This window comes from Stenotrophomonas sp. SrG, from assembly GCF_050031795.1.
Lineage (GTDB): Bacteria > Pseudomonadota > Gammaproteobacteria > Xanthomonadales > Xanthomonadaceae > Stenotrophomonas > Stenotrophomonas rhizophila_A.
In genome coordinates this window covers 74,029-96,516 of the sequence record NZ_JBNBBE010000003.1, presented here as the reverse complement: position 1 = coordinate 96,516, position 22,488 = coordinate 74,029, and the positions used below count along the sequence as shown (strand labels likewise).

The window sequence follows — 22,488 nt, the reverse complement described above, 5'->3', positions numbered from 1 at the left end:
GGCGCCGCGCCGCGGCCTAGCGTGTCTCAGCCAGTACCGCGCGCACGCGCGACGCCAGGGTATCCACGTTGAACGGCTTGCCGATCAGCTGTACGCCCGGGGCGATCACCCCATCGCGCTCCAGCGCGTTGCGGCTGTAGCCAGTGGTGAACAGCACCTTGAGATCCGGTCGGCGACGCAGGGCCTCGTCGGCCAGCTCGCGTCCGTTGACCTCCGGCATCACCACATCGGTGAAAAGCAGCGCGATGTCCGCATGCTGGTCAAGCAACACCAGCGCCGCGGCCGCGCCATCCGCGGCCAGCACGTCATAGCCCAGTGCAGTGAGCGCTTCCACCGAGAACTGCCGCACGGTCGGCTCGTCTTCCACCACCAGGATCAGCTCGCGGCTGCCTGCGGGCATCCGAAGCCCAGCCGGTGCCGCAGGCGCCACCGGCGCCACCTCGGCCACCAGTCGGGGCAGGTAGAGTTTCACCGTGGTTCCCCGGCCGATTTCCGAGCACAGCTTCACGTGGCCGGCCGACTGTTTGACGAACCCATAGACCTGCGACAGCCCCAGCCCGGTGCCCTGACCGACCTGCTTGGTGGTGAAGAACGGATCGAAGGCCTTGGCCACCACTTCGGGTGACATGCCGCAGCCGTTGTCGGCCACGGTGATGAGGATGTACTCGCCACGGGGCACCCCGGGGTGCTGCTCGGCGTTGCCGGCGTCGATCGTGCAGTTGGACGTCTCCACTGCCAGCCGCCCGCCACCGGGCATGGCGTCGCGCGCGTTGACCGCCAGGTTGAGGATGACGTTCTCCAGCTGGTTGGCGTCGGCGAAGGCCAGCCACAGGTCGGCCGCCAGCAGGGTTTCCAGCCGGATCGTGCCCCCGAGCGAGTGCACGAACAGGTCGGACATGCCCGACACCAGCCGGTTGGCATCCACCGGCACCGGCTGCAGCGGCTGCTGGCGGGAAAACGCGAGCAGCCGCTGGGTAAGCTGGGCGGCGCGGTTGGCGCCATCGATGGCCATGTCGATGTAACGGCTGACCAGCGGGTCGCTCTCGCCCAGGCGCAGTGACAGCAGGTCCAGCGGTCCGATCACGGACGCGAGCATGTTGTTGAAATCGTGCGCGATACCGCCGGTGAGCTGGCCTACCGCTTCCATCTTCTGGCTCTGCCGGAGCGCATCCTCGACCCGGGTGCGCTCGGCGACTTCCTCTGCCACCCGGATCTCAAGGTGCTCATTGAGTTCCTTCAGGCGGGCCTCGGCGGCTTTGCGCGCGGTGACCTCGATCGCCACGCCGACCACGCGCACGCAGCGGTCGCCCTCGAAGTGGCCCCGGCCCTTCGCCGCGACCCAGCGCACCACGCCGTCCTCCTTGCCGATGGTGCGGTATTCCACATCGTAAAGCGCGCGTTGCGCAGGATCGGCGGCGGCCGCGAAGGCGGCGCTGGTGGCCTCGCGGTCGAGCGGATGCAGGCCGTTGTAGAAATCGTCCAGGCGCACCGCAACGTCGGGTGAGATGCCGAACATCGCCTTGGTGCGCGGCGGCCAGATCAGCACGTCGTGCACCAGGTCCACGTCCCAGAAGCCCATGTCACCGGCCTCGGTGGCGAAACGCAGCCGTTCCTCGCTTTCGGCCAGGGCGGCTTCGGCTGCCTTGCGCCCGGACAGGTCGAGCATCGCGCCGATCATGCGCACCGGCTCGCCCGCCGTGCCGCGCAGCACCGCGCCGCGGTCCAGCACGTCCGCGTAGCTGCCATCGGCGCGGCGGAAGCGGTACTCGCCGTACCAGATCGTGCCGCCGCCGTCGATCACGGTGTGGATGTCGGCATCAATGCGCGGGCGGTCGTCGGGATGGATGTGGTCGAGCCACCACCGCGCGTCGGTTTCCATCCGGTCGTGGCCGAACAGGTCGGCCAGCGCCTCGTTCCAGACCACCTGGCCATCGGCCATGCGCCAATCCCAGATCGCATCGTTGGTGGCGCGTGCCGCCAACCGATAGCGCTCTTCGATCTCCCGGTGACGTGCTTCGGCGGCCTTGCGCTCGGTGATGTCCAGCGAGGTGCCGATCAGCCCCACCACGTTGCCGTCGGCATCGCGAAGGGGGGCCTTGGTCGAGAGCCAGTAGGCGCGACGGCCGTCCGGGAAGCTGATGTCCTCCTCCAGCTGCTGGGACTGGCCGGTGGCCATGATGCGTTCATCGGTGGCCATCACGGCAGCGGCCTGCACCGGGTCGTTGAGCAGTTCCGCATCGGTGCGCCCGACGTACTGCTCCGGCGGCAGCCCGATCAGCTCGGTCGTGCCGTGGTTGCCCATCAACAGCCGGCCCTGGCGGTCCTTGGCGTAGACCACGCCGGGGGCCGCGTCCAGGAAGGAGCGCAGCAACGTCTGCGCCTGGTCGCGCTCGGTCTCGATCAGGCGGCGTTCGTCGATATCGATCAGCACGCCCTGGAACCCGGTGGCGCGCCCCTGCGCATCCAGGTCGACCCGGCCGATGGCCTCGAGCCATCGGTACTCGCCGTCGGCATTGCGCGCGCGGTACTGGTGCGCATAACGCCCGCCGCGCATGAGCGCATCGCTGATGGCCGCTGCCAGCTCCGCATGATCGTCAGGGTGTACTGCGGACAGCACCTGTTCCAGGCGCAGCTCGCGATGCGATGAGCCCGGCTCCAGCCCGAACGCGTGGGTCAGCGCGTCGTCCACGGTCAGCCGGTCGTGGGCCACGTCCCAGAACCACGTGCCGACGATGGCGCCGGCGGCAAGCGCCATCTTCACCCGCTCGGTGTCGCGCCCGCTGTGCTTGTCGGTGGGATCGGTAACGTTCAAAGGGCTCTCGCGGGCGAAATGGGGCGTGCGCAGGCCGGGTAGATTATCTGATCGCGTGTAGCGACCATGAAGACGGGCCCGGCCCGGCCGGCGCGCGAGCTGAAGGCTTCATCCCGGGTCGCCCAACGCCGCGCGCCGCGCGCGGTACACCTCCGGCGTCTGGGGCTTGACGAACAGCGCCACCAGCTCCGGGTACTCCTGTTTGACCGCGCGTTCGATACGCGTGATGCATGCCTCGATCTGCGGGGTGGTGCGGTCGTCCTCGAATTCGGCGCTCAGCATCGCCACCACCTGGTCCGGGCCCATCTGCATGGTGGTCACCCCGTTGGCCTTGCGCAGGTCCGCATCGGTGTTGGCCACGGCCATGATGCGCTGTGCCACGTGCGGGTGGGCCGGCTCGCCGACCAGCAGCCCCTTGGTCTCGCGCGCCAGCAGGAACGCGGTGGCGGCCAGGACGCCGGCAATGCACAGCGAGGCCACGCCGTCGAGGACCGGCATGTCGAGCCATTGCGCCGCGGCCAGGCCGATGGCGGCGAACGCCAGGCCGAGCAACGCGGCGCTGTCTTCCAGCAACACGGTGAAGGTGGTGGGGTCCTTGCTGCGCCGGAAGGCTTCGAAATAGCCCTGCGACCCCTTGGTCGCGCGGAATTCGCGCAGCGCCACCCACCAGGAAACGCCCTCGAACACGAACGAGATACCCAGCACCACGTAGCTCACCGTGTGGTTGGTGGCCGGTTCCGGGTGGCGGATGTGCTGGATGCCCTCGTAGGCCGAAACCCCCGCACCGGCGGCGAACACCAGCAGCGCCACGATGAAGCTCCAGAAGTACAGCTCACGGCCATAGCCGAACGGGTGCAGGGTGTCGGGCTTCTTGTCGGCGCGGTGCAGGCCGTACAGCAGCAGGAGTTCATTGGTGGTGTCGACCAGCGAGTGCACGCCCTCGCTGAGCATCGCCGAACTGCCGGAAAGCCCGGCCGCGACGAACTTGGCGATGGCGATGCACAGGTTGCCGACCAGCGCGGCGTAGACAACAAGACGGGAGCCGGACGGCTTGGCCATGGCGTGCCTTCCGAGTGCAGGGCGCCGCTCAGAAGCGGATGGTGACCATCGGCGCGCTGCGGCGCGTGGCGCTGTCGCGCAGCACCGGTGCCGGGGCGGTACTGGCATCGAGTCGTGCGTGGCTGATGGCCTGGTGCGAGCCGCACTGTTCGCAGCGGAACAGCGCGCCACCGGGCAGGTGGATCAGCTGGCTGGATCCGCAGGAGGAGGTCGTACCGCAATTGCAGTCCACGGTCAGCGACAGGATCCGCTCGACACTGCCGGACGCGGCGTAGTTGGCTTCGAAGGAGCGGACAACGAAGGAGGGGGCGTCGGGCATCGTCGGTCCGGGTGGGGTGGGGTTGGAACGAGCATCCATGGACGGCCGTGACGGCCTCGTGCAGCACCCGGATTCGATCTGTGTATACTATCCCCCAGTATAGTTCTCTGGTCGCGCTGCCGTGCCGCATTCCCCGGAAGAAAAGAAAAAGGTCCTGGCCCGGGTGCGGCGCATCCGCGGCCAGTGCGATGCGCTGGACCGCGCGCTGGAATCCGGCGCCGAGTGCGGGCCGGTGCTGCAGCAGATCGCCGCCATCCGTGGCGCCGTCAACGGGCTGATGTCCGAGGTGATGGAAGCCCACCTGCGCGAAGAATTCGGCCAGCCGGCGCAGTCCGATGCGCAGCGTGCCGAGCGCGTGCGCGACATGAGCGCGCTGATCCGTTCCTACCTGAAGTAAGCGCGCGTCCTGCCGCGCGCTGTCCCGTCCTGTCATCTGTCCTGGAGCCTTCCCCATGAAATCCCGTGCTGCCGTTGCCTTCGCCGCTGGCGAACCGCTGAAGATCGTCGAAATCGACGTTGCCCCGCCGCAGAAGGGCGAAGTGCTGGTGCGCATCACCCACACCGGGGTCTGCCACACCGATGCCTTCACCCTGTCCGGTGATGATCCGGAAGGCCTGTTCCCGGCCGTGCTGGGCCATGAAGGTGCCGGCATCGTGGTGGAAGTGGGCGAGGGCGTGACCAGCGTCAAGCCGGGCGACCACGTCATTCCGCTGTACACCGCCGAATGTGGTGAGTGCCTGTTCTGTACCTCGGGCAAGACCAACCTGTGCGTGGCGGTGCGCGCCACCCAGGGCAAGGGCGTGATGCCTGATGGCACCACCCGCTTCTCCTACAACGGCCAGCCGATCTACCACTACATGGGCTGCTCGACCTTCAGCGAGTACACCGTGGTGGCCGAAGTCTCGCTGGCGAAGATCAATCCGGAGGCCAACCCGGAACACGTGTGCCTGCTGGGCTGCGGCGTCACCACCGGCATCGGCGCGGTGCACAATACCGCCAAGGTGCAGGAAGGCGATTCGGTGGCCGTGTTCGGGCTGGGCGGCATCGGCCTGGCAGTGATCCAGGGCGCACGCCAGGCCAAGGCCGGCCGCATCTTCGCTATCGACACCAATCCGTCCAAGTTCGAGCTGGCCAAGCAGTTCGGCGCCACCGACTGCATCAACCCGAAGGACTTCGACAAGCCGATCCAGCAGGTCATCGTCGAAATGACCACCTGGGGCGTGGACCACACCTTCGAATGCATCGGCAACGTCAACGTGATGCGCGCGGCGCTGGAATGCGCGCACCGTGGCTGGGGCCAGTCGGTGATCATCGGTGTGGCCGGCTCGGGCCAGGAAATCTCCACCCGCCCGTTCCAGCTGGTCACCGGCCGCTCGTGGAAGGGCACTGCCTTCGGTGGCGTCAAGGGCCGCAGCCAGCTGCCGGGCATGGTTGAAGATGCGATGAAGGGCGATATCGAACTGGCGCCGTTCGTCACCCACACCATGGGCCTGGAAGCGATCAACGAAGCCTTCGACCTGATGCATGAAGGCAAGTCGATCCGCTCGGTCGTCCACTACTGATCACGGCGGGAATGCCCATGGAACGCATCGAACACCGCGCCGCCTTCGGCGGTTGGCAGGACGTATACCAGCACCGCTCGGCGGTGCTCAACTGCGACATGAAGGTGGCCGTGTACCTGCCGCCGCAGGCGGCCACGCAGAAGCTGCCGGTGCTGTATTGGCTGAGCGGGCTGACCTGTACCGAGCAGAACTTCATCACCAAGGCCGGCGCGCAGCGGTACGCGGCCGAACACGGGGTGATCCTGGTCGCGCCCGATACCAGCCCGCGCGGCGATGATGTGGCCGATGCCGAGGGCTATGACCTGGGCAAGGGCGCTGGGTTCTACCTCAATGCCACCGAGCAGCCCTGGGCGGCGCACTACCGCATGCACGACTACATCGTCGACGAGCTGCCGGCGTTGATAGAGGCGCACCTGCCGGCCAGTGGCGCGCGCAGCATCAGCGGGCATTCGATGGGCGGGCATGGCGCGCTGGTGATCGCGCTGCGCAATCCGGGGCGCTACCGCAGCGTCTCGGCGTTCTCGCCGATCGTGGCCCCGACCCGGGTGCCGTGGGGGCAGAAGGCCTTCGGCGCGTACCTGGGCGAGGATCGCAGCGGCTGGGCGCAGTGGGATGCCAGCGAACTGGTGGCCACGGCCGCCGAAAAGCTGCCGCTGCTGGTCGACCAGGGCGCAGGCGATGAATTCCTGGACAGCCAGCTGCAGCCGCAGTGGCTGCAGGCTGCGTGCACCGCGGCAGGGCATCCGTTGCAACTGCGGATGCAGCCGGGGTATGACCACAGCTACTACTTCATCGGTACGTTCATCGGCGAGCACATCGCGTATCACGCCAAGGCGTTGTACGCCTGACGCTTACGCGTCCTCTTCTTCCGCCGCTTCGCGGCCCTGCTGGCGGATCAGCGCTTCTTCGCGCGCATCGTTGATGGCGTGGCGGACGCTGTCCAGGTCGATGGTGGATTCGTCGTGGACGAATTCACCGGTCAGCGGGCTGTCCGGCAGCAGGTCACCGGCCTCGAACAACGCCCACATCTCTTCGCCGTACCAGGTGTCCAGCAGCTCCGGGGCCGAACGCCCCAGGTAGGCGGTGAGGTTGTTGACGTCGCGCAGCAGCATGCTGCGCGCGGCGTTGTTGCCCCCGGCGCTCACCACCTGCGGGAAATCGATCACCACCGGGCCATCGGGGCCTACCAGCACGTTGTACGGCGACAGATCGCCGTGGATCAGGCCGCAGCACAGCATCAGGACCACCTGGCGCACCAGGATCCGGTGGAACTCACGGGCCTGGTCCGGCTCCAGTTCGACCTCGCCCAAGCGCGCGGCGGAGAAGCCTTCGGCATCGGTCACCAGCTCCATCACCAGCACGCCGTGGAAATACCCATGCGGCTCGGGAACGCGCACGCCGGCATCGCGCAGCTGGTACAGCGCATCGACCTCGGTGTTCTTCCAGGCGGTTTCCTGCTGCTTGCGGCCGTACTTGCTGGCCTTGCCCACCGCGCGCGCCTCGCGGCTGCCCCGCACCTTGCGGCCTTCCTGGTACTGCACGCGCTGCTGGAAGCTGCGCTGGGCCATGTCCTTGTATACCTTGGCGCAGCGCACGTCGTCGCCGCTGCGTACGACGTACACGGCCGCTTCCTTGCCGCTCTTGAGCGGGCGCAGTACTTCGTCGATCACGCCGTCTTCGATCAGCGCCTGCAGGCTTTCGGGGGTCTTCACGTAATCTCGGTCAGGAGGGCGGCGCCAATGCGCCAACCGGCAAGGGAGGGCCGGCGATTCTCGCACCTTCGCGGCGGCCGGGCCAATTGCGCACCCCATCCCGGTTCAGCCAGGCCGGCCGGGCAGGGCTCAGGGCAGGGCCTGCTCACCGCGCAGCACCGGGTAAGGATTGAGCGACTCGCCCTTCCACCACTGCTTCTCCGGGCCCAGCCGGTGGATCTCGAAGTGCAGGTGGGGGGCGTCCGGGCTGGCGTTGCCGGTATGCCCGACATAGCCGATCACGTCGCCGCGCTTGACCGCCTGCTTCTCGGCCAGCCCGTCGGCGTAGCGCTGCAGGTGGGCGTAGTAGTAACAGTAGGTACCGCCCGGCTCGAACTGGTACACGGTCAGCCCGCCGCGCTCGCTGTCGAACAGCTTCTCGATGGTGCCGTCGGCCACCGCCAGCACCGGCGTGCCCTCGGCGGCCAGGATATCGATGGCATCGTGCACCCGGCCCTGGCTGCGCGCATCGGTAAAGGTGTCCTGCAGCTGCGCGGCCGTGATCCCCTGCACCGGCAACAGCAGCCCCGACGGGGCTGCGGCAGCGCCTGGCCCTGCCTGGGTGCCTTCGGCAGGTGCTGCAGGTGCAAGCGGATCCGCCCCGGGTGCGCCAGGCCCTGCCTTGCGGCTTTCAGCCACGGGCGCCGCTGCCACCGGCGCGGCCATCACCTGCGCCGCAGTCGCCTTCTCCGGGACATCATTCCCGGACGCCAGCAACCACCACCCGGCCACGCCAATCACCACACCCAGTGCCAGCAATCGCGTCAGCATCGTCGTTTACTCCTGCATCACCACGGGCACCGAGGCGTCCACCGCATCGGCCACCTGCAGCGCGTCCCAGTTGGTCATCCGCACGCAGCCGTGCGATTCGGTCTTGCCCACGTGGCCCGGTTCGGGGGTGCCATGCAGGCCGTAATGCGGTTTGGAAATATCGATCCAGACCGGCCCCACCGGGTTGTTCGGGCCGGGCGGCAGCGTGGCCTTGCGGTCGCCGGCCTTGGCATCCCAGAACAGCTTCGGGTTGTAGTGGAACGGCGGATCGCGGGAGATGCCCAGGATCTTCCATTCGCCGATCGGCAGCGGGTCGTGCTGGCTGCCCGACGACACCGGGAACTGCGCGTACACCTTGCCCTGCGCGTCATACAGGCGCAGCGTCGAATCGGACTTGTCGATCACCAGCTTGGCCGCCTTCTGCAGCGCAGCCGGGGCGATGTTCGGCACCTGGATCGTGCTGCCGGCCTTGCCCAGGTCCACGCCCGGGTTGAGCGCCTGCAGCAGCTTGGGATCGGCATGGAAGCGCTCGCCGAGTGCCTCGCCTGCCGAGGTGAAGCCCATTGCCTTGAGCTTGGCCTGCTCGGCAGGCTTCTTCGGAATCGGCTGGAAGGGGCCCGCCACGTCTGCGGCGGTGAGGGTGTAGCTGGCCAGGGGCGGCGTGCTGTCCGGCTGCAGTGCCTGCCAGGTGGCGTCGTCCAGCTCGCCGGTCACCTTCAGCCCGCGCGCAGCCTGGAAGCCGGCCACCGCGCGCTTCTGGTTGGAGCCCACCCTGCCGTCGATCTGTCCCGGCGAAAAGTGCGCCCGGTCCAGCAGCACCTGCGCATGCAGGTCCGAGCGCGGGCCGGTGGCCACGGCGCCGTCTTCAGCGATGGGCGCGGGCAGGGTGGCCGGTGTCTGTGCCAGTGCCGGGGTTGCGGCGGCCAGGGCAAGGGCAAGCAGGGAAGCGGAAGCAGGCAGGCGCAGCGGCATCGAATACTCCAGGGCAGGTTCAACCCCACCATGCCGGAGCGCGCTGCACAGGCCCTGTGAAATGCCTGACGGGCAGCTGACCGGCAACGCGATGTGGTGGCGTCGCCGGTCGGGTCGGTTTTTTACCGGACGTCGCGCAGTTCCCAGTGGTGGCCGGCGAGCAGGCGCAGCCGCTCCTTCAGCACATCGCTGTTGATGGTGGTGCTGACCACCAGGTTGATGCGCAGGTCCTTCTGCTCACCCGTCACGGTCGCATTCGGGTCGGTTGCACCCCACTGCGGCTCGACGGCATCGGGATCCGGCTGCTTGGCGCGCCAGCGGTCGAACAGGCCGGTGGTGCGCAGCGCGGCCTGCAGCTCCTCGGCGAAGCCGCCGGCGCTCTGCGAACGGAAAGAAAGATCGGCGTCGTTGCCGTGTGCCTTGGAAGGGTCCGGCAGGCTGATGAAATACTGCGACATGGTGGTCTCCGTTGAATGCGCCAAGGCTGGCAGATGCGCGGTGGAATCGGTGTGCAGAAACCGGCCGCTCGTCCGCTGGCTCAAGCGCTGAAGGTATGCGGTTCGTCGGCAAAACCAATCGTGACCGCGCCCTTGCCCACGTTGACCATGCCGGTCAGGCTCATCACCGATTCGTACACGTCCACCCCGTGCGCCTTGCAGGTCTCGCGCAGGCTGGCATAGCCCGGCAGCGCCTGCAGGTCGGCCAGTTCGCCGCCATAGCTCACGCACACCGTGGGCGTCATCAGGCCACCCTTGACCCGCTGGCCGACGAAGTCGAACAGCTTCTGCACCGCGTTGTCGAAGCCCTTGATCTTGGCCACCGGGCCGGTGGTACCCCGGTAGCCGTGCAGCACTGGTTTGATGTCCAGCGCGCTGCCCAGCGCCGCGCTGATCAGGCCCACGCTGCGGTCGCCCTTGTGGCGGGCGCGGGCGCGCATGTAATACAGGTCGCGGGTGACCATGTACCCGTGCACGTTCAAGGCCAGCTGCTCCAGCCGCTCGCGGATCTGCTGCACGCCGGCGCCGCTGTCGCGCAGGCGCACCGCTTCCACTGCAGTCACGCCCTGCGCGGCGAACAGGTTCTGGGTGTCCAGCACGCGCAGCGCGAACGGCGAGTTGTGGCCCGCTGCCTGGCGCACCGGCTTGTAGTCGTTGAGGATGGCGAAGCTGGCCTGCATCGCGTTGTCGTGGATCGGGCTGCGGGTCTTGGTGATCGTCATGCAGAACACATGGTCGTAATCGATCACCAGCTTGCCCAGGAACAGATCACGGATCTGCACCACGCTGAAGGGAATGGTTTCGGCCTCGGCGCCATGCTCGGCCACGTGGGCGTGCAGGAAACTCAGGGTGGCCTGTTCGTCGCGGTGGTCGGCCAGCACGGCCTCGCCAATCCGGACGGTGATGGGCAGCAGCACGATGTTGTGCTGCTGGATGAAGTCCTGCGGTAGATCACAGGCAGAGTCGACCACGATTCCGATGCGCATCCTGTTTGCCCCCTCCAGGCAGGGTGTCCGTTCGAAAGTGTGAAAGCTATCTCAAATCGCGTCCGGCTGCCTGACCACGCCGGTCAGCTTGGCCGGCTGCGCTCCACCGCCACCGGCAGCGTGTCGATCCGCTGCCATTCCGGCTGCTGCAGCAGACCGGGGTCGGCCAGCACCGCCGCCATCAGCGCGTGGCTTTCGTTGCCCCAGAACAGCTCGCCATCGATGGACAGGGTGGGGACCCCGAACACACCGGCGGCGATGGCCGCCTCGGTGTTCTGGCGCAGCTGTTCCTTGACCGACGGCGCCGAGACGGCGACCACGACGTCGCCCACGTCCAGCATTGCCGCCGGCAGGGCCAAGGCCTGTGGCGTATCGGCCGCGCGGCCGTCGCGCCAGATCCAGTTGAACAGGATGTCCACCGACGCCGGCGTGGCGTCCGCCGCCAGGCACAGGCGCAGGGCCGCCAGCGGGTTGAACGGGTGGCCGGGCGGGAAGCGCAGCGGCACGCCCTGCTGCTGCGCCTGCCACAGCACCTGGCGGTAGGTGAAGCGGCGCTTGGCCGGGATTTCGGCCGGGCCCAGGTTGCCCAGGTGGTGCAGCACCGCGCCCAGCGCGATCGGCACCGGGGTGATGCGCTCGAACTGCGGCAGCGTTTTCAGCTGCTGCCAGTGCAGGTAGGCGAACGGTGAGACGAAATCGAAGTACCAGCGCAGGGTCATGGGATTCCTTGGCCTTCCGCCAGGCAGGGCCTGGCTCTACGGGTCGTGTGAGGGGACCTTATCGCGAATACGCCCTGGGTTCGCTGGTGGCGGGGGCGGCGTAGCGGTCGCGCAGTTCGGTCTGGCGCGAGCGCATCGGCATGGCGCGGCCCCCCAGCCAGACCTGCTCGGCGTAGTGGCCCACGTCCAGCGGGTCGCCTTCCCACAGCACCAGGTCGGCCAGCTTGCCCGGCTCGATGCTGCCCAGCGTGTCACCCACGCCCAGCACCTGCGCCGGCACCCGGGTCAGCCCGGCCAGGCCATCCTGCCAGGGCAGGCCGTTGGCCACGGCATTACCGGCCAGCTGCCGCATCTTGCGCGCGTTGTGCGAGGCATCGTCGCGCTGGGCGAAGCTGACCTGCACCCCGGCGGCGCGCAACCGTGCGGCGTTTTCCAGGGTCGCGCCGAGCTGGTCGAAACTGGTGGGCAGGTTGCCCAGCGCATCGACGAACACCGGCACCTTCGCCTGCGCCAGCAGCGGTGCCACCCGCCACGCCTCGGCACCGCCGGCAATGGCGATGCTCACCTTCTCGCGCGCCGCCCAGCGCAGCAGCTGGCGGATGTCCGCCGCGCGGTCCACCTCCACCACCAGCCGCCCCTGGCCGGCCAGGTAGCGGGCCAGCGTGGCGCGGCCGGCGGGGGTGAGCAGGGCATGCGGCGAATCGACCGGCACCCGGTTGCGCGCTTCGCTCACCATCTGCTCCAGCAGCATCCACTGCGCCGCCCGCGAGCTGCCGGTGAGTTCGGCACCGGACGCGCCGAGCCGGATGAACAGCGCGCGCGGGCCGATCGGATCGGCGCTGCCGTCCAGCCGCATCACCCCACCCTGGCCGGCGATGAAGCTGCCACTGGTGTTGGCCCCCAGGGCGGTGAAGCCGATGCCGTCCAGCCGTGCCACCGGGATCAGTACCGAGGCCGGGTTGTAGGCCAGCGTCACGTCGAACTCGGGGCGCAGCGGCTGGTCTTCCAGCTTGAGGCCGCTGTCCACCGTGGTGGACTCACCGGACACTTCGTCGATGCCGATGTCGGTGATGCCGCCAAACAACGCCGGGGTGAGCGGGCGACCGTTGGCCTCCACCACCGTGGCGCCGGCCGGCGCGACCAATCCGGTGCCCACGGCGCGGATCACGCCGCCCTGGACCAGCACATCGCCGTGCTCCAGGCTGCCGCGCGCGCTGGCGGTGTGTACCGTGGCATTGCGGATCAGCAGATCCTGCGCCCAGCTCGCCGGCGCGGCGCCAAGCAGTGCAAGAAGCAGCAGGCTGCGCTGCAGTACGCGGGTGGCGGTCATGGGCGTGCCTCCTGGCCAAGCATGAAGTCCGACAGTGGCTGCCGGCGCACGTCCTGACGGTCGTAGACCTGGTGACCGTCGATGTAGACCTTCTCGGCCAGCGCGTAGGAACTGAAGGGGCTGCCGTTCCACACCACCACATCGCCCATCTTGCCCACCTCCAGGCTGCCGGTCTGCTTCTCCACGCCCAGCGAGCGGGCGGCGTTGAAGGTCAGCCAGCCGATGGCGCGCTCGGGCGCGATCTGCATGCCGGCGCGGCGCGCGTTGGCGATCACCTTGGCCGCCTCCTGGTTGAGCCGCTGGATGCCTTCGGGCGAATCCGAATGCACGATCGCGCAGCTGTTGGCCGGGCGGTCCACCAGCGCGATGTTTTCCTGGATGCCGTCGAAGGCTTCCATCTTGAAGCCCCACCAGTCGGCCCAGAGCGCACCGCAGACGCCTTCTGCGGCCAGCCGGTCGGCCAGCTTGTAGGCCTCCACGCCGTGGTGGAACGCGGCGATCTTGAAGCCGAACTCCTTGGACAGGTCCAGCATGGTGGCCATTTCATCGGCGCGGTAGCAGTGGATGTGCACGCGGATGTCGCCGTCGATGGCGCCGGCCAGCGTGTCGAGCTTCAGGTCGCGCTTGCCACCGGTATCGCCGGCGCTGTCGCCCTTGTCGCTGCCGCCGAACCAGCGCTTCTTCTTGACCTTCTTCGGGGCGTTCTTGGCCAGGTATTCGCTGGCGTCGATGAAGGCAGCGCGGTAGCCGGCCACGTTGCCCATGCGCGTACCCGGCGCAACACCTTTGCCGCCGCCATACACCCGCTTGGGGTTTTCGCCGCAGGCCATCTTCAGGCCCCACGGCGCACCGGGGAACTTCATGGCCTGGTAGGTGGTGGCCGAGACGTTCTTCAAGGTCACCCCGCGCCCGCCGACCAGGTTGGCCGAGCCGGGCAGCACCTGCATCGAGGTCACCCCGCCGGCCAGCGCGGCGGCAAAGCCCGGGTCCTGCGGCCATACCGAATGCTCGGCCCAGACGTTGGCGGTCACCGGTGCAGTCATTTCATTGCCATCCGCATGCGCGCCGACCCCGGGGCTGGGATACACGCCCAGGTGCGAATGCACGTCGATGATGCCGGGGGTGACCCACTTGCCGGTGCCATCGACCTGCACCGCGTTGGCCGGTGCCTCCAGCGCGTTGCCCAGCGCGGCGATGCGGCCATCGCGCAGCAGCAGGTCGGCCTGCTCCAGGCGCGCGCCGGTGCCGGTAAGCACGGTGGCGTTGCGGATCAGCACCGGCGCCGAGGCGATCGGCGCATAGGTGCTGGGGTAGGGGTCCTGGGTGAAGCGCGATGCTGCCGGCGCCGAAGGCGCGGCCAAGGTGAACAGCGCCAGGCCCAGCCCGGCGGTCAATCGTGTACGCATGTCATCCCCGATGCGGCGTGAAAGATCCCCCGCGACGCTAGCCGCTGGCCGGCGCGTTGCCAAGTGGCCAAGTGCATGCCCGGTCCGCCGCCCTCTTGCCAAGAAAACCATATCCAGATCGGTATCGAGGCGCTTAAGCTTATACGGCGCAACGGCAAGTCGGTCCGCCACCTGCGCGTTGACGAATGATGGTAATGGCATGGGTGGGCGCCGGGATGGCGCGCCGCCCGCAGGGGTAGTGAATGGACGTGGCGGCAAAAGTAGTGGAATTCTGGCGCAGCGCGGGACCGCAGCAGTGGTTCGCGCGCGATGACGCGTTCGATGCGCGTTTCCGCGAGGCATTCCTCGACGAACACTTCGCTGCCGCACGCCGTGCGCGCGAGCATTGGCTGGAAACGGCCGATGGCGCGCTGGCGCTGATGATCCTGCTCGACCAGTTCCCGCGCAACTGCTTCCGCGACACCGCCCATTCCTACGCCACCGACGGCCTGGCCCGCCACTACGCCATGCGCGCGGTGGAAGAAGGCCTGGACCTGCAGCTGGTGCCCAAGCTGCGCGCCTTCATCTACCTGCCGTTCGAGCATTCCGAAGACCCGCAGGACCAGGAACGTTCGGTCGCCATGTTCGACGTGCTGGGCGACAAGGAATACCTGCAGTATGCCGAACTGCACCGCGACATCATCCGCCGCTTCGGGCGCTTCCCGCACCGCAATGCGGTGTTGGGGCGGATGCCAACGCCGGAAGAACTGGACTACCTCGCCGAAGGCGGGTTCGCCGGCTGACAAAAAAAACGCCGGCAATGCCGGCGTTTTTTTCATCCATCGCGGTTGAACCTGCGATCAGTACTTCGGCACGCTGTTGTCCACCGCATCCGACCAGGCATCGATGCCGCCGGTGATGTTGTAGACCTTGCTGAAGCCCAGCGCACGGAACTGTTCCGCCGCCTGCGCGCTGCGGCCACCGTGGTGGCACAGGAACGCCAACGGGGTGTCCTTGGGCAGGGCCTCCAGCTCGGCACGGTTGTTGCCGTCGAACGTCTTGAAGTCGCCGCCAATCGACGCAATCGCACGCTCATCGGCCGGGCGCACATCCACCACGGTCAGGGTGCCGGCACGGCGCTGGTCGTCGGCGTCGCGAACGGCCAGTTCCTGCACGGCCTTCGGTGCGTTCGGGTTGTCGATGGCCAGGCCCTTGCCACGGATGTCGTCCACCCAGTCGATGGTGATGCCCTCGGCGCGGCGCGCGCTGGCCAGGTCGAACTGCACGCGCAGGCCGTTGGATTCGGCGGCAATGGCGTTGTCGTCGTGCGGGGCCAGCTGGAAGTTCGGCTGGAAGCTGGCATCGATGCTCAGCTGCAGCGAGGCACCCGGTGCATCAGCCAGCGCACCGCGCAGCATTTCCACTGCGGCCGGGGTCACGGTGATGCGCGGCGGGGTACGGTCCGGCGCGGCCAGGCCCAGCACGCTGCTCAGCTCACCGCTGCTGGCCATCTGCAGGATGATGTCGCTGCCGCCCACCAGTTCGCTGTCGATGTACAGCTGCGGGATGGTCGGCCAGTCGCCGTAGGCCTTGATGCCTTCGCGGATTTCCGGGTCGGCCAGCACGTTGACGTGGGCAAACTCCACGCCCAGGTCCTGCAGCGCGCCCACGGCCTTGGCCGAGAACCCGCACTGCGGCATGGTCGGCTGGCCCTTCATGAACAGCACGACGCGGTTGGCGGTAAGAATGGATTCGATGCGCGAGCGCAGGGCAGGATCAAGGGACATGGTGGTCGGGTCCGGAGTTTCGAACCGTACATTCTACGCGGCATGGCATCATGGGGCATGACCGTACCGGAAACGTTGCATCGCATTCCCCGCCGCCCGTGGCGCTGGCTGCCCTGGCTGCTGCTGTCCCAGCTGGCGGTGGTGCTGGCCTGGTGGGCCTGGGGCTGGGCCATCGGGCTGCCGTTGATGGTGGCCTCGCACGCCCTGTTCCTGGTGCCGGTGTTCCTGCCCAACAGCCGCTTCTACGCCCCGGTGCTGAGCCACCTGCCGGCCCCGGCCGGACACGTCTGGCTGACCATCGACGACGGCCCCTCGGATGAGACGCCGGCGGTGCTGGACCTGCTGGACCGCTACCAGGCCAAGGCCACCTTCTTCATGGTCGGCGAGCGCGCCGCCGCCCGGCCGGAACGGGTGCGCCAGGTGCTGGCCCGGGGCCACGACCTGGGCAACCACAGCCACCGCCATCCGCAGACCCGCTTCTGGCGGCTCGGCCCGGCCGCCATGGCCGACGAGATCGCGCAGTGCCAGCAGACCCTGACCGGGATTGCCGGCACCCCGCCGCGCTGGTACCGCTCGGTGGTGGGCATGACCAACCCGTTCGTGGCACCCGCGTTGAAGCGCTGGGGCCTGACCCGGGTGGGCTGGAGCGCGCGCGGTTTCGACGGCGTGGACTGCCAGCCGCAGGCCGTGGTCGACCGCATCGTCGCCCAGCTGCGTCCGGGCGCGATCGTGCTGCTCCACGAAGGCGCCGCCCACGGCCATAACCTCGCGATCATCGAAGCGGTGTTGCAGGCCATCCAGGCCCGTGGCCTCAGTGCGGCGTTGCCTCTGCGTCCGCTGTCGGGTGCGCATCCACCCATTGCTGGTGAATCCAGCTCCCCAGCGACGCCTGCGCCCACAACAAGGTGATCGACAGCCCCAGCGCCAGCACGCCGGTGACCCGGCGGCGCTGGTGCTGCAGCGCGCTGCCGATGCCCAGCAGCAGGCCCACCACCGTGACGCCCAGCGCCACGAACAGCATCGCAAGCACCGCCACCGGCACCTCGTGCATGCCCGCATAGCGGGGCAGGTGGGCCACATGCGCGGTCACCGCGAACAGCACCAGCGCCACCAGGCTCACCACCAGCGCGGCGATGCCCAGCGCGGAATGGCGGGGGCGCGGCGTGTTCATGCCGGCTGCCCGCGTTCGGCGGTGACCAGCCAGTTGTTGAACGGCGTATTGCCGTACAGCGGCGTCATCTCCAACTGCAGCCCGGCGGCCTCCAACGGTGCGCGCACACTGGCCGCGTCGGGATAGTGCCGGGGGCGCGTGCCCATCCAGCCGACCAGATGCGCCAGCATGTCGGTGATCCGCGTCGTGCGGTCGCGCCCGCTGTTGTCGGCCAGCGTGGTGCGGATCACCAGCCGCCCGCCGGGGGCGACCCGTGCCGCCGCTTCACGCAGCAGTACCGGCTGTGCGTCGGCCGGCAGGTACTGCAGCACGTCCAGCAGCGCCACGCTGCCGTGGTGATCGGGCAGGGAAGCGCTGGCATCCACGCAGTCGAAGCGCGCATCGTGCAGTGCCGCGCGCGCACCGGCGCGCTGTGCACGGGCAATCTTGTCCGCGTCGATATCCACGCCATGGTAGGGCTGCGTGCGCTGGTTCTGTCGCAGCACATGGGCCAGCAGGCCCAGCCCGCAGCCGATGTCCAGCAGCGGCAGCGAACAGGGCGCGAGCGCGCCGAGTACGCCCGGATACAGCGGGTCGCTGCCGAGCTTGCCCCGGCTGTAGTAGTAATCGCGCCGGTTGCCGAAGCGCTGCGCCGGCATGAAGGCATCGGCGATGCGGTGGGCCTGTTCCCTGGCCAGTGGTAACGCGTCCGTGCTCAGCGTGCTGCCTCATCATCCAGGTGGGCGCGAACGACCGGGAAGGCCCGGCGCGTCCACTCGGTATACATCGCCGCCGACGGGTGCAGGCCATCGTCGACCAGCATGTCAGGTTGCGCACCGCGTTCGCGGCTGATCGCGGTGATGTCCACGAACGCCACCGCGTGCTCGGCACAGATCGCCTGCGCCGCGGCATTGTAGGCATCCAGCTCGCGTGCGATCTGCGCCGGATCGCGGTTGTTGTCGCGCGCATACGGGGTCACGCCCCAGTCCGGAATGGACAGCACGAACACCCGCCGGCGCTGCTGCCCGGCAAAGCCGAGCGCGCGCTGCAGCAGGGCGGTGAAGCGCGGGCGGTACTCCTCCACGCTGCGGCCGCGGTACTGGTCGTTGACACCGATCAGCAGGCTCACCAGGCCGTACGGGCCCTCGGGCGCTGCGGCATCGATGCCAGCGTCCAGCTCGTCGGTGGTCCAGCCGGTGGTGGCGATGATCTGCGGCTCGGCCACCACGTGGCCCGCTTCCTGCAACGCCGTCGCCAGCTGTACCGGCCAGCGTCCGGCCGGCGCCACGCCTTCACCGATGGTGTAGGAATCGCCCAGGGCCAGGTAGGACAGCGCCACTTCAGGCCACCGCGCTGCGCGGCTTGAGCGGCACCACCTTGGTGTTGGCCTCGGCGCGGCGGGCCAGCGCCCGGTCGATGCGTGCGAACACATCGCGCATCACCTCGGCTTCCGGCAGCAGCGTCACCCGGAAATGGTGGCGGTAGGGCACGTTGAAGCTCGAACCCGGCACCACCAGCACGCCTTCCTCGTTCATCAGTTCCAGCGCGAAATCGTGGTCGTCGAAGCTGCGCGCGGCCGCGCCCACCACCGCCGGGAACGCGTACAGCGCGCCGGCCGGGGCCACCAGCGACAGATGCTCGCTGGCGTTGCAGGCCTCGATCACCGCACGGCGGGTTTCATACAGGCGGCCACCGGGGGCGCACAGCGCCGACACCGTGTCCGGCCCGTTCACCGCCGCATCGATGGCGTACTGGCCCGGCACGTTGGCGCACAGGCGCAGCGCGCTGAGCAGGTCCATCGCAGCGCGGAACTCGCCCAGCCGTTCGGCCGCACCGGACAGCATCGCCCAGCCCACGCGCCAGCCGCAGGCGCGGTGCACCTTGCTCAGGCCGCTGAAGGTGATGCAGGGGTGCTCGCCGGCCAGCGGGGCCACCGGCTGGAACCGCGCGTCGTCATACAGGATCTGGTCGTAGATCTCATCGACCATCAGCAGCAGGTTGTGCTTCGCGGCGATGGCCACGATGCGCTCCAGCAGCTCGCGCGAATAGCTGGCGCCGCTGGGGTTGTTCGGATTGATCAGCACGATGGCGCGGGTGCGCGAGGACACCAGCGTTTCGATTTCCACCGGGTCCGGCTGGAAGCCGTTCTCCGGCGCGCAGCGGTAGTACACCGGACGGCCGTCGTTGAGGATGGTCGCCGCCGACCACAGCGGGTAGTCGGGCGAGGGCACCAGCACTTCGTCGCCCGGGTTGAGCAGGGCGCGCAGCGACAGGTCGATCAGCTCGCTCACCCCATTGCCGATGAACACCCGGTCCGGGTGCGCATCGGGTGCGCCACGGCGGGCGTATGCGGCGGCAATCGCCTCGCGCGCTTCGGGCAGGCCCTGCTGGTGGGTGTACGGATCGGTGCGGCCCATGTCGTCGGCAATGGCACGCTGCAGGTGTTCCGGCGCGCGGAATCCGAAGTTGCCGGGGTTACCGATGTTCAGCTTGATCAGCTTGCGGCCCTGCGCCTCCAGCTCACGCGCTCGCCGCGCCAGTTCGCCCCGGATCTCGTAGCGGACTTCGGACAGGCGCTCGCGGGTGGCAAGCGGCTTCAGCGGGGGCGTGGACATGACTGGGCCGTGGTTCGGGCATGGAAATCGCATACTAGCGGAAATGCTGCGTTGCAGGGCAAGGGCTCCGGGGCAAATTCCCAGTATTGGCGGGCAGTTGCCGCCGATGCCTCTAGAATGGGCGCATGAGCGAACCGATCGACTACCGCGCCCTGCAGACCATGGGCTGGCCCTGGGCAGGCGCCCCCGAACTGCCTGCCTGGCAGGCCCTGTTCGAGCAGTACCCCCAGGCCCGCCCGGGCCGGGTGGTGGAACAGCACCGTACCGGCTATGTGGTGGCCGATGCCCCGGGCGCGGCGATCAAGACCGAATCGCCCGCCGAATGGCAGCGGCCGCGTTTCCCCAGCCACGAACGCGCGGCGGTGGGGGACTGGGTGCTGCTGGACGGCATCCTGATCGTGGCCCTGCTGCCCCGGCGCACCGCGATCAAGCGCGGCGCGGCCGGCGAGCATTACCACCAGCAGGTGATCGCGGCCAACATCGATACCGTGTTCATCGTCTGCGGGCTGGATGCGGACTTCAACCCGCGCCGGATCGAGCGTTACCTGATGCTGGTGGGCGGTGGCGGCGCGCAGCCGGTGGTGGTGCTGACCAAGGCCGACCAGACCGAATACAGCGAAGATGCACTGGCCGTGCTGGAAGAACTGGCCGCGCAGGACATCCCGCTGCTGGCCATCAACGGCCGCGACCCTGCCAGCGCCAGCGCACTGCTGCCGTGGCTCGGCGCCGGGCAGACCGTGGTGCTGGTCGGTTCCTCCGGTGCCGGCAAATCGACCCTGACCAACACGCTGCTCGGCTACGAGCTGATGAAGACCGCCGAAGTGCGGGGCAACGATTCCAAGGGTCGCCACACCACCACCCACCGCGCGCTGATTCCGATGCCGTCGGGCGCCTGCCTGATCGACACCCCCGGCATGCGTGAGCTCAAGCCCACCGGCGAAGAGGCGCTGGGCGAAGTAGGGTTCGCCGATGTGGAAGCGCTGGCCGCACAGTGCCGCTTCCGCGATTGCGCCCACCAGCGTGAGCCGGGGTGTGCGGTGCGCGCGGCGATCGACTCCGGTGAGCTGGATGAAGAGCGGCTGCTCAACTACTTCAAGCTGAAGGACGAAGTGGCGGCCGCGGCCGCCAAGCTGGCGGTGCGCCAGGCCCAGCAGGCACTGGAGCGCAAGCATGTGAGCAAAGGTGCGCAGTGGCGCCCGCCAGGCAAAAAACGCTGACGAAAACCCGCTGGCAATCCACTGGTAGAGCCACGCCCTGCGTGGCTGCTGTTCACGGACCCATTGCGGCTTCGGGCATGCCATGCAGCCACGCAGGGCGTGGCTCTACGCAGGGCAGGGGCCGACAGCGCGGTTCGGGCCTGCTAATGTCCGCTTCATGAGCATCGCTCCTCACCGCCCGCCGATGACCGTGGACCGGGATGTGGCCCACCACACCGAGCTGGACGCCCGGCTGGTGGAGGCCGTGGGAGGGCTGCGGCTGCTGGGCCTGACCAGTTGGCCGGCCGCCCTGCAGGCCCCGTTCCTGGCCAGCGTGGCGCGTGGCCAGCCGGTGCTGCCGGTGCTGGACTACCCGAAGCTCGATTTCGCCCGCACCCGCCGCGAACTGGCCGCGATCAGCGCCCAGTGCGATGTCGACCACCCCATCGGCCTGTACATCCGCCGCTCCGCCCACAGCTGGGACCTGGCCGCCGGCCTGCTCGAATCGCTTGGCACCGCTGCCGTGGACCGTTACTCGGTGGAGCTGTTCGGCTCGCCCGAACAGCCGCTGCCGGGCAACGGCCCCAGCACCCGCGAAGCGGCCCGGCACTTCATCCAGATCGCGCAGGAACTGGACCACGAGCTGCTTGCCCCGGAAGAGCAGGTGCCGGTCTCGGCCACCGCATTGCAGCTCCAGCTGCAGAGCGACCTGGATGCGTTTTTTGAATCGCGCATCATCAGCGTGCAGCTGGATCCGGAGTTGATCTCCAAGGCCGCTGCCGGCCCCACCCGCATCCGCCTGCGTACCAGTGCGCGCTTCAGTGCCTACGACCGCGCGCAGCTGTTCCACCATGAAGCGCTGGTGCACTCGCTCACCGCGCTCAACGGGCGCGAACAGCCGCACTTGCCCAGCCTGGCCTTGTCCTCGCCCCGGGTGACCGCCACCCAGGAAGGCTTGGCCACGTTCGCCGAACAGATCACCGGCAGCATCGACATCGAGCGGCTCAAGCGCATCAGCCTGCGCACCGAAGCGATCGCGATGGCACGCGAAGGCGCGGATTTCATCCAGGTGTTCCGCTACTTCTGCGATGCCGGGCAGAACAACGAGGAAAGCTTCGCCTCGGCGCAGCGTGTGTTCCGCGGCGTGCCCGCCACCGGCGGCGCAGCCTTCACCAAGGACACCGTGTACCTGCGTGGGCTGGTGTCGGTGCATACCTTCTTCCGCCATATGCTGGCCGAAGACCGCCTGCAGAACTGCCGGTGGTTGTTTGCCGGCAAGATGTCACTGACCGACGCGGTGGATTTCGCGCCGCTGTTCGAAGAAGGCATCCTGCGCCCACCGCGCTGGTTGCCGCATTGGGTCAGCCGCGCCAACGGGCTGGCCGGCATGCTGGCGTTCTCCTTGTTCGCCAATCGCATTCGCATGGATCAATTGGCAGCCGAGTAGGTATTGGAGCAACCGGTAGGTACCCACCGTTGGTGGGTACGCCGTTGACCGCACGCAATTCATGCGCCGTGTCGCAATTTCTATGCTCGCTCGCCTGAGCGTAAGAATCCTTTCATCTTCCGTCTCCATC

23 protein-coding genes and 1 pseudogene are annotated in these 22,488 nt (G+C 68.4%); 8 read left to right on the top strand and 16 right to left on the bottom strand.

Annotated elements, in window-relative coordinates; translation table 11 throughout:
* Nucleotides 1–16: 16 nt before the first annotated feature.
* The 3 genes from ACQG3P_RS04055 to ACQG3P_RS04045 form a co-directional block, all read right to left on the bottom strand.
* Complete coding sequence (locus tag ACQG3P_RS04055) at nucleotides 17–2,812, bottom strand: PAS domain-containing protein (RefSeq protein WP_426804283.1); 2,796 nt, start codon at nucleotides 2,810–2,812, stop codon at nucleotides 17–19.
* 108 nt (nucleotides 2,813–2,920) lie between these two features.
* Entirely contained in the window at nucleotides 2,921–3,871 is a 951-nt protein-coding gene (locus tag ACQG3P_RS04050) for a cation diffusion facilitator family transporter (RefSeq protein WP_426804282.1), read from the bottom strand.
* A 28-nt stretch (nucleotides 3,872–3,899) separates the two neighbouring features.
* Nucleotides 3,900–4,190: a hypothetical protein gene (locus tag ACQG3P_RS04045; RefSeq protein WP_217538555.1), complete on the bottom strand. Its 291-nt coding sequence runs from the start codon at nucleotides 4,188–4,190 to the stop codon at nucleotides 3,900–3,902.
* Between the two features lie 121 nt (nucleotides 4,191–4,311).
* On the opposite strand from ACQG3P_RS04045, the gene frmR reads away from it, so the two are divergent.
* The 3 genes from frmR to fghA are packed head-to-tail and all read left to right on the top strand — an operon-like array spanning nucleotide 4,312 to nucleotide 6,600.
* Complete coding sequence (gene frmR, locus ACQG3P_RS04040) at nucleotides 4,312–4,587, top strand: formaldehyde-responsive transcriptional repressor FrmR (RefSeq protein ID WP_426804281.1); 276 nt, start codon at nucleotides 4,312–4,314, stop codon at nucleotides 4,585–4,587.
* A 55-nt stretch (nucleotides 4,588–4,642) separates the two neighbouring features.
* Entirely contained in the window at nucleotides 4,643–5,752 is a 1,110-nt protein-coding gene (locus ACQG3P_RS04035) for an S-(hydroxymethyl)glutathione dehydrogenase/class III alcohol dehydrogenase (RefSeq protein ID WP_068853983.1), read from the top strand.
* Nucleotides 5,753–5,769: 17 nt separating this feature from the next.
* Nucleotides 5,770–6,600, top strand: coding sequence for an S-formylglutathione hydrolase (gene fghA / locus ACQG3P_RS04030; protein WP_426804280.1), 831 nt, complete (start codon nucleotides 5,770–5,772; stop codon nucleotides 6,598–6,600).
* Nucleotides 6,601–6,603: 3 nt separating this feature from the next.
* Here the strand turns inward: fghA and ACQG3P_RS04025 are convergent, their stop codons facing one another.
* From ACQG3P_RS04025 to ACQG3P_RS03990, 8 genes are all read right to left on the bottom strand, one after another.
* A complete protein-coding gene (locus ACQG3P_RS04025; RefSeq protein WP_068853981.1) occupies nucleotides 6,604–7,464 on the bottom strand; it encodes a PA4780 family RIO1-like protein kinase in 861 nt (286 codons plus the stop codon).
* A 129-nt stretch (nucleotides 7,465–7,593) separates the two neighbouring features.
* On the bottom strand, nucleotides 7,594–8,274 hold the full coding sequence (locus ACQG3P_RS04020; protein WP_426804279.1) for a M23 family metallopeptidase: 681 nt from the start codon (nucleotides 8,272–8,274) through the stop codon (nucleotides 7,594–7,596).
* Between the two features lie 6 nt (nucleotides 8,275–8,280).
* Nucleotides 8,281–9,246, bottom strand: coding sequence for a L,D-transpeptidase family protein (locus ACQG3P_RS04015; protein ID WP_426804278.1), 966 nt, complete (start codon nucleotides 9,244–9,246; stop codon nucleotides 8,281–8,283).
* Nucleotides 9,247–9,368: 122 nt separating this feature from the next.
* Nucleotides 9,369–9,704 carry a hypothetical protein gene (locus tag ACQG3P_RS04010; RefSeq protein WP_093533574.1) on the bottom strand — a complete coding sequence of 112 codons (336 nt, stop codon included), beginning with the start codon at nucleotides 9,702–9,704 and terminating at the stop codon, nucleotides 9,369–9,371.
* 80 nt (nucleotides 9,705–9,784) lie between these two features.
* Complete coding sequence (locus ACQG3P_RS04005) at nucleotides 9,785–10,729, bottom strand: DegV family protein (RefSeq protein WP_068853977.1); 945 nt, start codon at nucleotides 10,727–10,729, stop codon at nucleotides 9,785–9,787.
* A gap of 83 nt (nucleotides 10,730–10,812) precedes the next feature.
* A complete protein-coding gene (locus ACQG3P_RS04000) occupies nucleotides 10,813–11,448 on the bottom strand; it encodes a 2-hydroxychromene-2-carboxylate isomerase (protein ID WP_426804277.1) in 636 nt (211 codons plus the stop codon).
* Nucleotides 11,449–11,506: 58 nt separating this feature from the next.
* Entirely contained in the window at nucleotides 11,507–12,778 is a 1,272-nt protein-coding gene (locus ACQG3P_RS03995; RefSeq protein WP_426804276.1) for an amidohydrolase family protein, read from the bottom strand.
* Nucleotides 12,775–14,184, bottom strand: coding sequence for an amidohydrolase (locus ACQG3P_RS03990; RefSeq protein ID WP_426804275.1), 1,410 nt, complete (start codon nucleotides 14,182–14,184; stop codon nucleotides 12,775–12,777). The genes ACQG3P_RS03995 and ACQG3P_RS03990 overlap by 4 nt, the downstream gene beginning before the upstream one ends.
* A gap of 102 nt (nucleotides 14,185–14,286) precedes the next feature.
* Here ACQG3P_RS03990 and ACQG3P_RS03985 point away from each other — a divergent pair.
* Both ACQG3P_RS03985 and ACQG3P_RS03980 read left to right on the top strand, forming a co-directional pair.
* Nucleotides 14,287–14,373 (top strand): annotated as a pseudogene (locus ACQG3P_RS03985) (AMP nucleosidase); the annotation flags it as partial.
* A gap of 53 nt (nucleotides 14,374–14,426) precedes the next feature.
* Complete coding sequence (locus tag ACQG3P_RS03980) at nucleotides 14,427–14,966, top strand: DUF924 family protein (protein ID WP_426804274.1); 540 nt, start codon at nucleotides 14,427–14,429, stop codon at nucleotides 14,964–14,966.
* 57 nt (nucleotides 14,967–15,023) lie between these two features.
* Here the strand turns inward: ACQG3P_RS03980 and grxD are convergent, their stop codons facing one another.
* Nucleotides 15,024–15,950: a Grx4 family monothiol glutaredoxin gene (gene grxD / locus ACQG3P_RS03975; protein WP_184125556.1), complete on the bottom strand. Its 927-nt coding sequence runs from the start codon at nucleotides 15,948–15,950 to the stop codon at nucleotides 15,024–15,026.
* A gap of 57 nt (nucleotides 15,951–16,007) precedes the next feature.
* On the opposite strand from grxD, the gene ACQG3P_RS03970 reads away from it, so the two are divergent.
* Complete coding sequence (locus ACQG3P_RS03970; RefSeq protein ID WP_426804273.1) at nucleotides 16,008–16,859, top strand: polysaccharide deacetylase family protein; 852 nt, start codon at nucleotides 16,008–16,010, stop codon at nucleotides 16,857–16,859.
* Here ACQG3P_RS03970 and ACQG3P_RS03965 read toward each other — a convergent pair.
* Genes ACQG3P_RS03965 through ACQG3P_RS03950 form a run of 4 tightly spaced genes read right to left on the bottom strand, consistent with a single transcriptional unit; the run spans nucleotide 16,762 to nucleotide 19,715 of the window.
* Nucleotides 16,762–17,121, bottom strand: a complete 360-nt coding sequence (locus tag ACQG3P_RS03965) for a hypothetical protein (protein ID WP_068853971.1) — start codon at nucleotides 17,119–17,121, stop codon at nucleotides 16,762–16,764. The genes ACQG3P_RS03970 and ACQG3P_RS03965 overlap by 98 nt on opposite strands.
* Entirely contained in the window at nucleotides 17,118–17,759 is a 642-nt protein-coding gene (locus tag ACQG3P_RS03960) for a methyltransferase domain-containing protein (RefSeq protein ID WP_083214206.1), read from the bottom strand. The genes ACQG3P_RS03965 and ACQG3P_RS03960 overlap by 4 nt, the downstream gene beginning before the upstream one ends.
* 56 nt (nucleotides 17,760–17,815) lie before the next feature.
* Nucleotides 17,816–18,439: an SGNH/GDSL hydrolase family protein gene (locus ACQG3P_RS03955; protein WP_426804272.1), complete on the bottom strand. Its 624-nt coding sequence runs from the start codon at nucleotides 18,437–18,439 to the stop codon at nucleotides 17,816–17,818.
* 1 nt (nucleotide 18,440) lies between these two features.
* Nucleotides 18,441–19,715 carry a pyridoxal phosphate-dependent aminotransferase gene (locus tag ACQG3P_RS03950; protein ID WP_068853968.1) on the bottom strand — a complete coding sequence of 425 codons (1,275 nt, stop codon included), beginning with the start codon at nucleotides 19,713–19,715 and terminating at the stop codon, nucleotides 18,441–18,443.
* Nucleotides 19,716–19,840: 125 nt separating this feature from the next.
* Here ACQG3P_RS03950 and rsgA point away from each other — a divergent pair, with 125 nt between their 5' ends.
* Entirely contained in the window at nucleotides 19,841–20,932 is a 1,092-nt protein-coding gene (gene rsgA, locus ACQG3P_RS03945; RefSeq protein ID WP_068853967.1) for a ribosome small subunit-dependent GTPase A, read from the top strand.
* Nucleotides 20,933–21,089: 157 nt separating this feature from the next.
* Nucleotides 21,090–22,358 carry a flavohemoglobin expression-modulating QEGLA motif protein gene (locus ACQG3P_RS03940; protein WP_426804271.1) on the top strand — a complete coding sequence of 423 codons (1,269 nt, stop codon included), beginning with the start codon at nucleotides 21,090–21,092 and terminating at the stop codon, nucleotides 22,356–22,358.
* Nucleotides 22,359–22,488: the final 130 nt, after the last annotated feature.

Coding starts and splice junctions, on each gene's coding strand:
- ACQG3P_RS04050 (WP_426804282.1), bottom strand. CDS start 3,871: ATGGCCAAGCCGTCCGGCTCCCGTCTTGTTGTCTACGCCGCGCTGGTC.
- ACQG3P_RS04045 (WP_217538555.1), bottom strand. CDS start 4,190: ATGCCCGACGCCCCCTCCTTCGTTGTCCGCTCCTTCGAAGCCAACTAC.
- ACQG3P_RS04035 (WP_068853983.1), top strand. CDS start 4,643: ATGAAATCCCGTGCTGCCGTTGCCTTCGCCGCTGGCGAACCGCTGAAG.
- fghA (WP_426804280.1), top strand. CDS start 5,770: ATGGAACGCATCGAACACCGCGCCGCCTTCGGCGGTTGGCAGGACGTA.
- ACQG3P_RS04020 (WP_426804279.1), bottom strand. CDS start 8,274: ATGCTGACGCGATTGCTGGCACTGGGTGTGGTGATTGGCGTGGCCGGG.
- ACQG3P_RS04015 (WP_426804278.1), bottom strand. CDS start 9,246: ATGCCGCTGCGCCTGCCTGCTTCCGCTTCCCTGCTTGCCCTTGCCCTG.
- ACQG3P_RS04010 (WP_093533574.1), bottom strand. CDS start 9,704: ATGTCGCAGTATTTCATCAGCCTGCCGGACCCTTCCAAGGCACACGGC.
- ACQG3P_RS04005 (WP_068853977.1), bottom strand. CDS start 10,729: ATGCGCATCGGAATCGTGGTCGACTCTGCCTGTGATCTACCGCAGGAC.
- ACQG3P_RS04000 (WP_426804277.1), bottom strand. CDS start 11,448: ATGACCCTGCGCTGGTACTTCGATTTCGTCTCACCGTTCGCCTACCTG.
- ACQG3P_RS03995 (WP_426804276.1), bottom strand. CDS start 12,778: ATGACCGCCACCCGCGTACTGCAGCGCAGCCTGCTGCTTCTTGCACTG.
- ACQG3P_RS03990 (WP_426804275.1), bottom strand. CDS start 14,184: ATGCGTACACGATTGACCGCCGGGCTGGGCCTGGCGCTGTTCACCTTG.
- ACQG3P_RS03980 (WP_426804274.1), top strand. CDS start 14,427: ATGGACGTGGCGGCAAAAGTAGTGGAATTCTGGCGCAGCGCGGGACCG.
- grxD (WP_184125556.1), bottom strand. CDS start 15,950: ATGTCCCTTGATCCTGCCCTGCGCTCGCGCATCGAATCCATTCTTACC.
- ACQG3P_RS03970 (WP_426804273.1), top strand. CDS start 16,008: ATGACCGTACCGGAAACGTTGCATCGCATTCCCCGCCGCCCGTGGCGC.
- ACQG3P_RS03965 (WP_068853971.1), bottom strand. CDS start 17,121: ATGAACACGCCGCGCCCCCGCCATTCCGCGCTGGGCATCGCCGCGCTG.
- ACQG3P_RS03960 (WP_083214206.1), bottom strand. CDS start 17,759: ATGCCGGCGCAGCGCTTCGGCAACCGGCGCGATTACTACTACAGCCGG.
- ACQG3P_RS03950 (WP_068853968.1), bottom strand. CDS start 19,715: ATGTCCACGCCCCCGCTGAAGCCGCTTGCCACCCGCGAGCGCCTGTCC.
- rsgA (WP_068853967.1), top strand. CDS start 19,841: ATGAGCGAACCGATCGACTACCGCGCCCTGCAGACCATGGGCTGGCCC.
- ACQG3P_RS03940 (WP_426804271.1), top strand. CDS start 21,090: ATGAGCATCGCTCCTCACCGCCCGCCGATGACCGTGGACCGGGATGTG.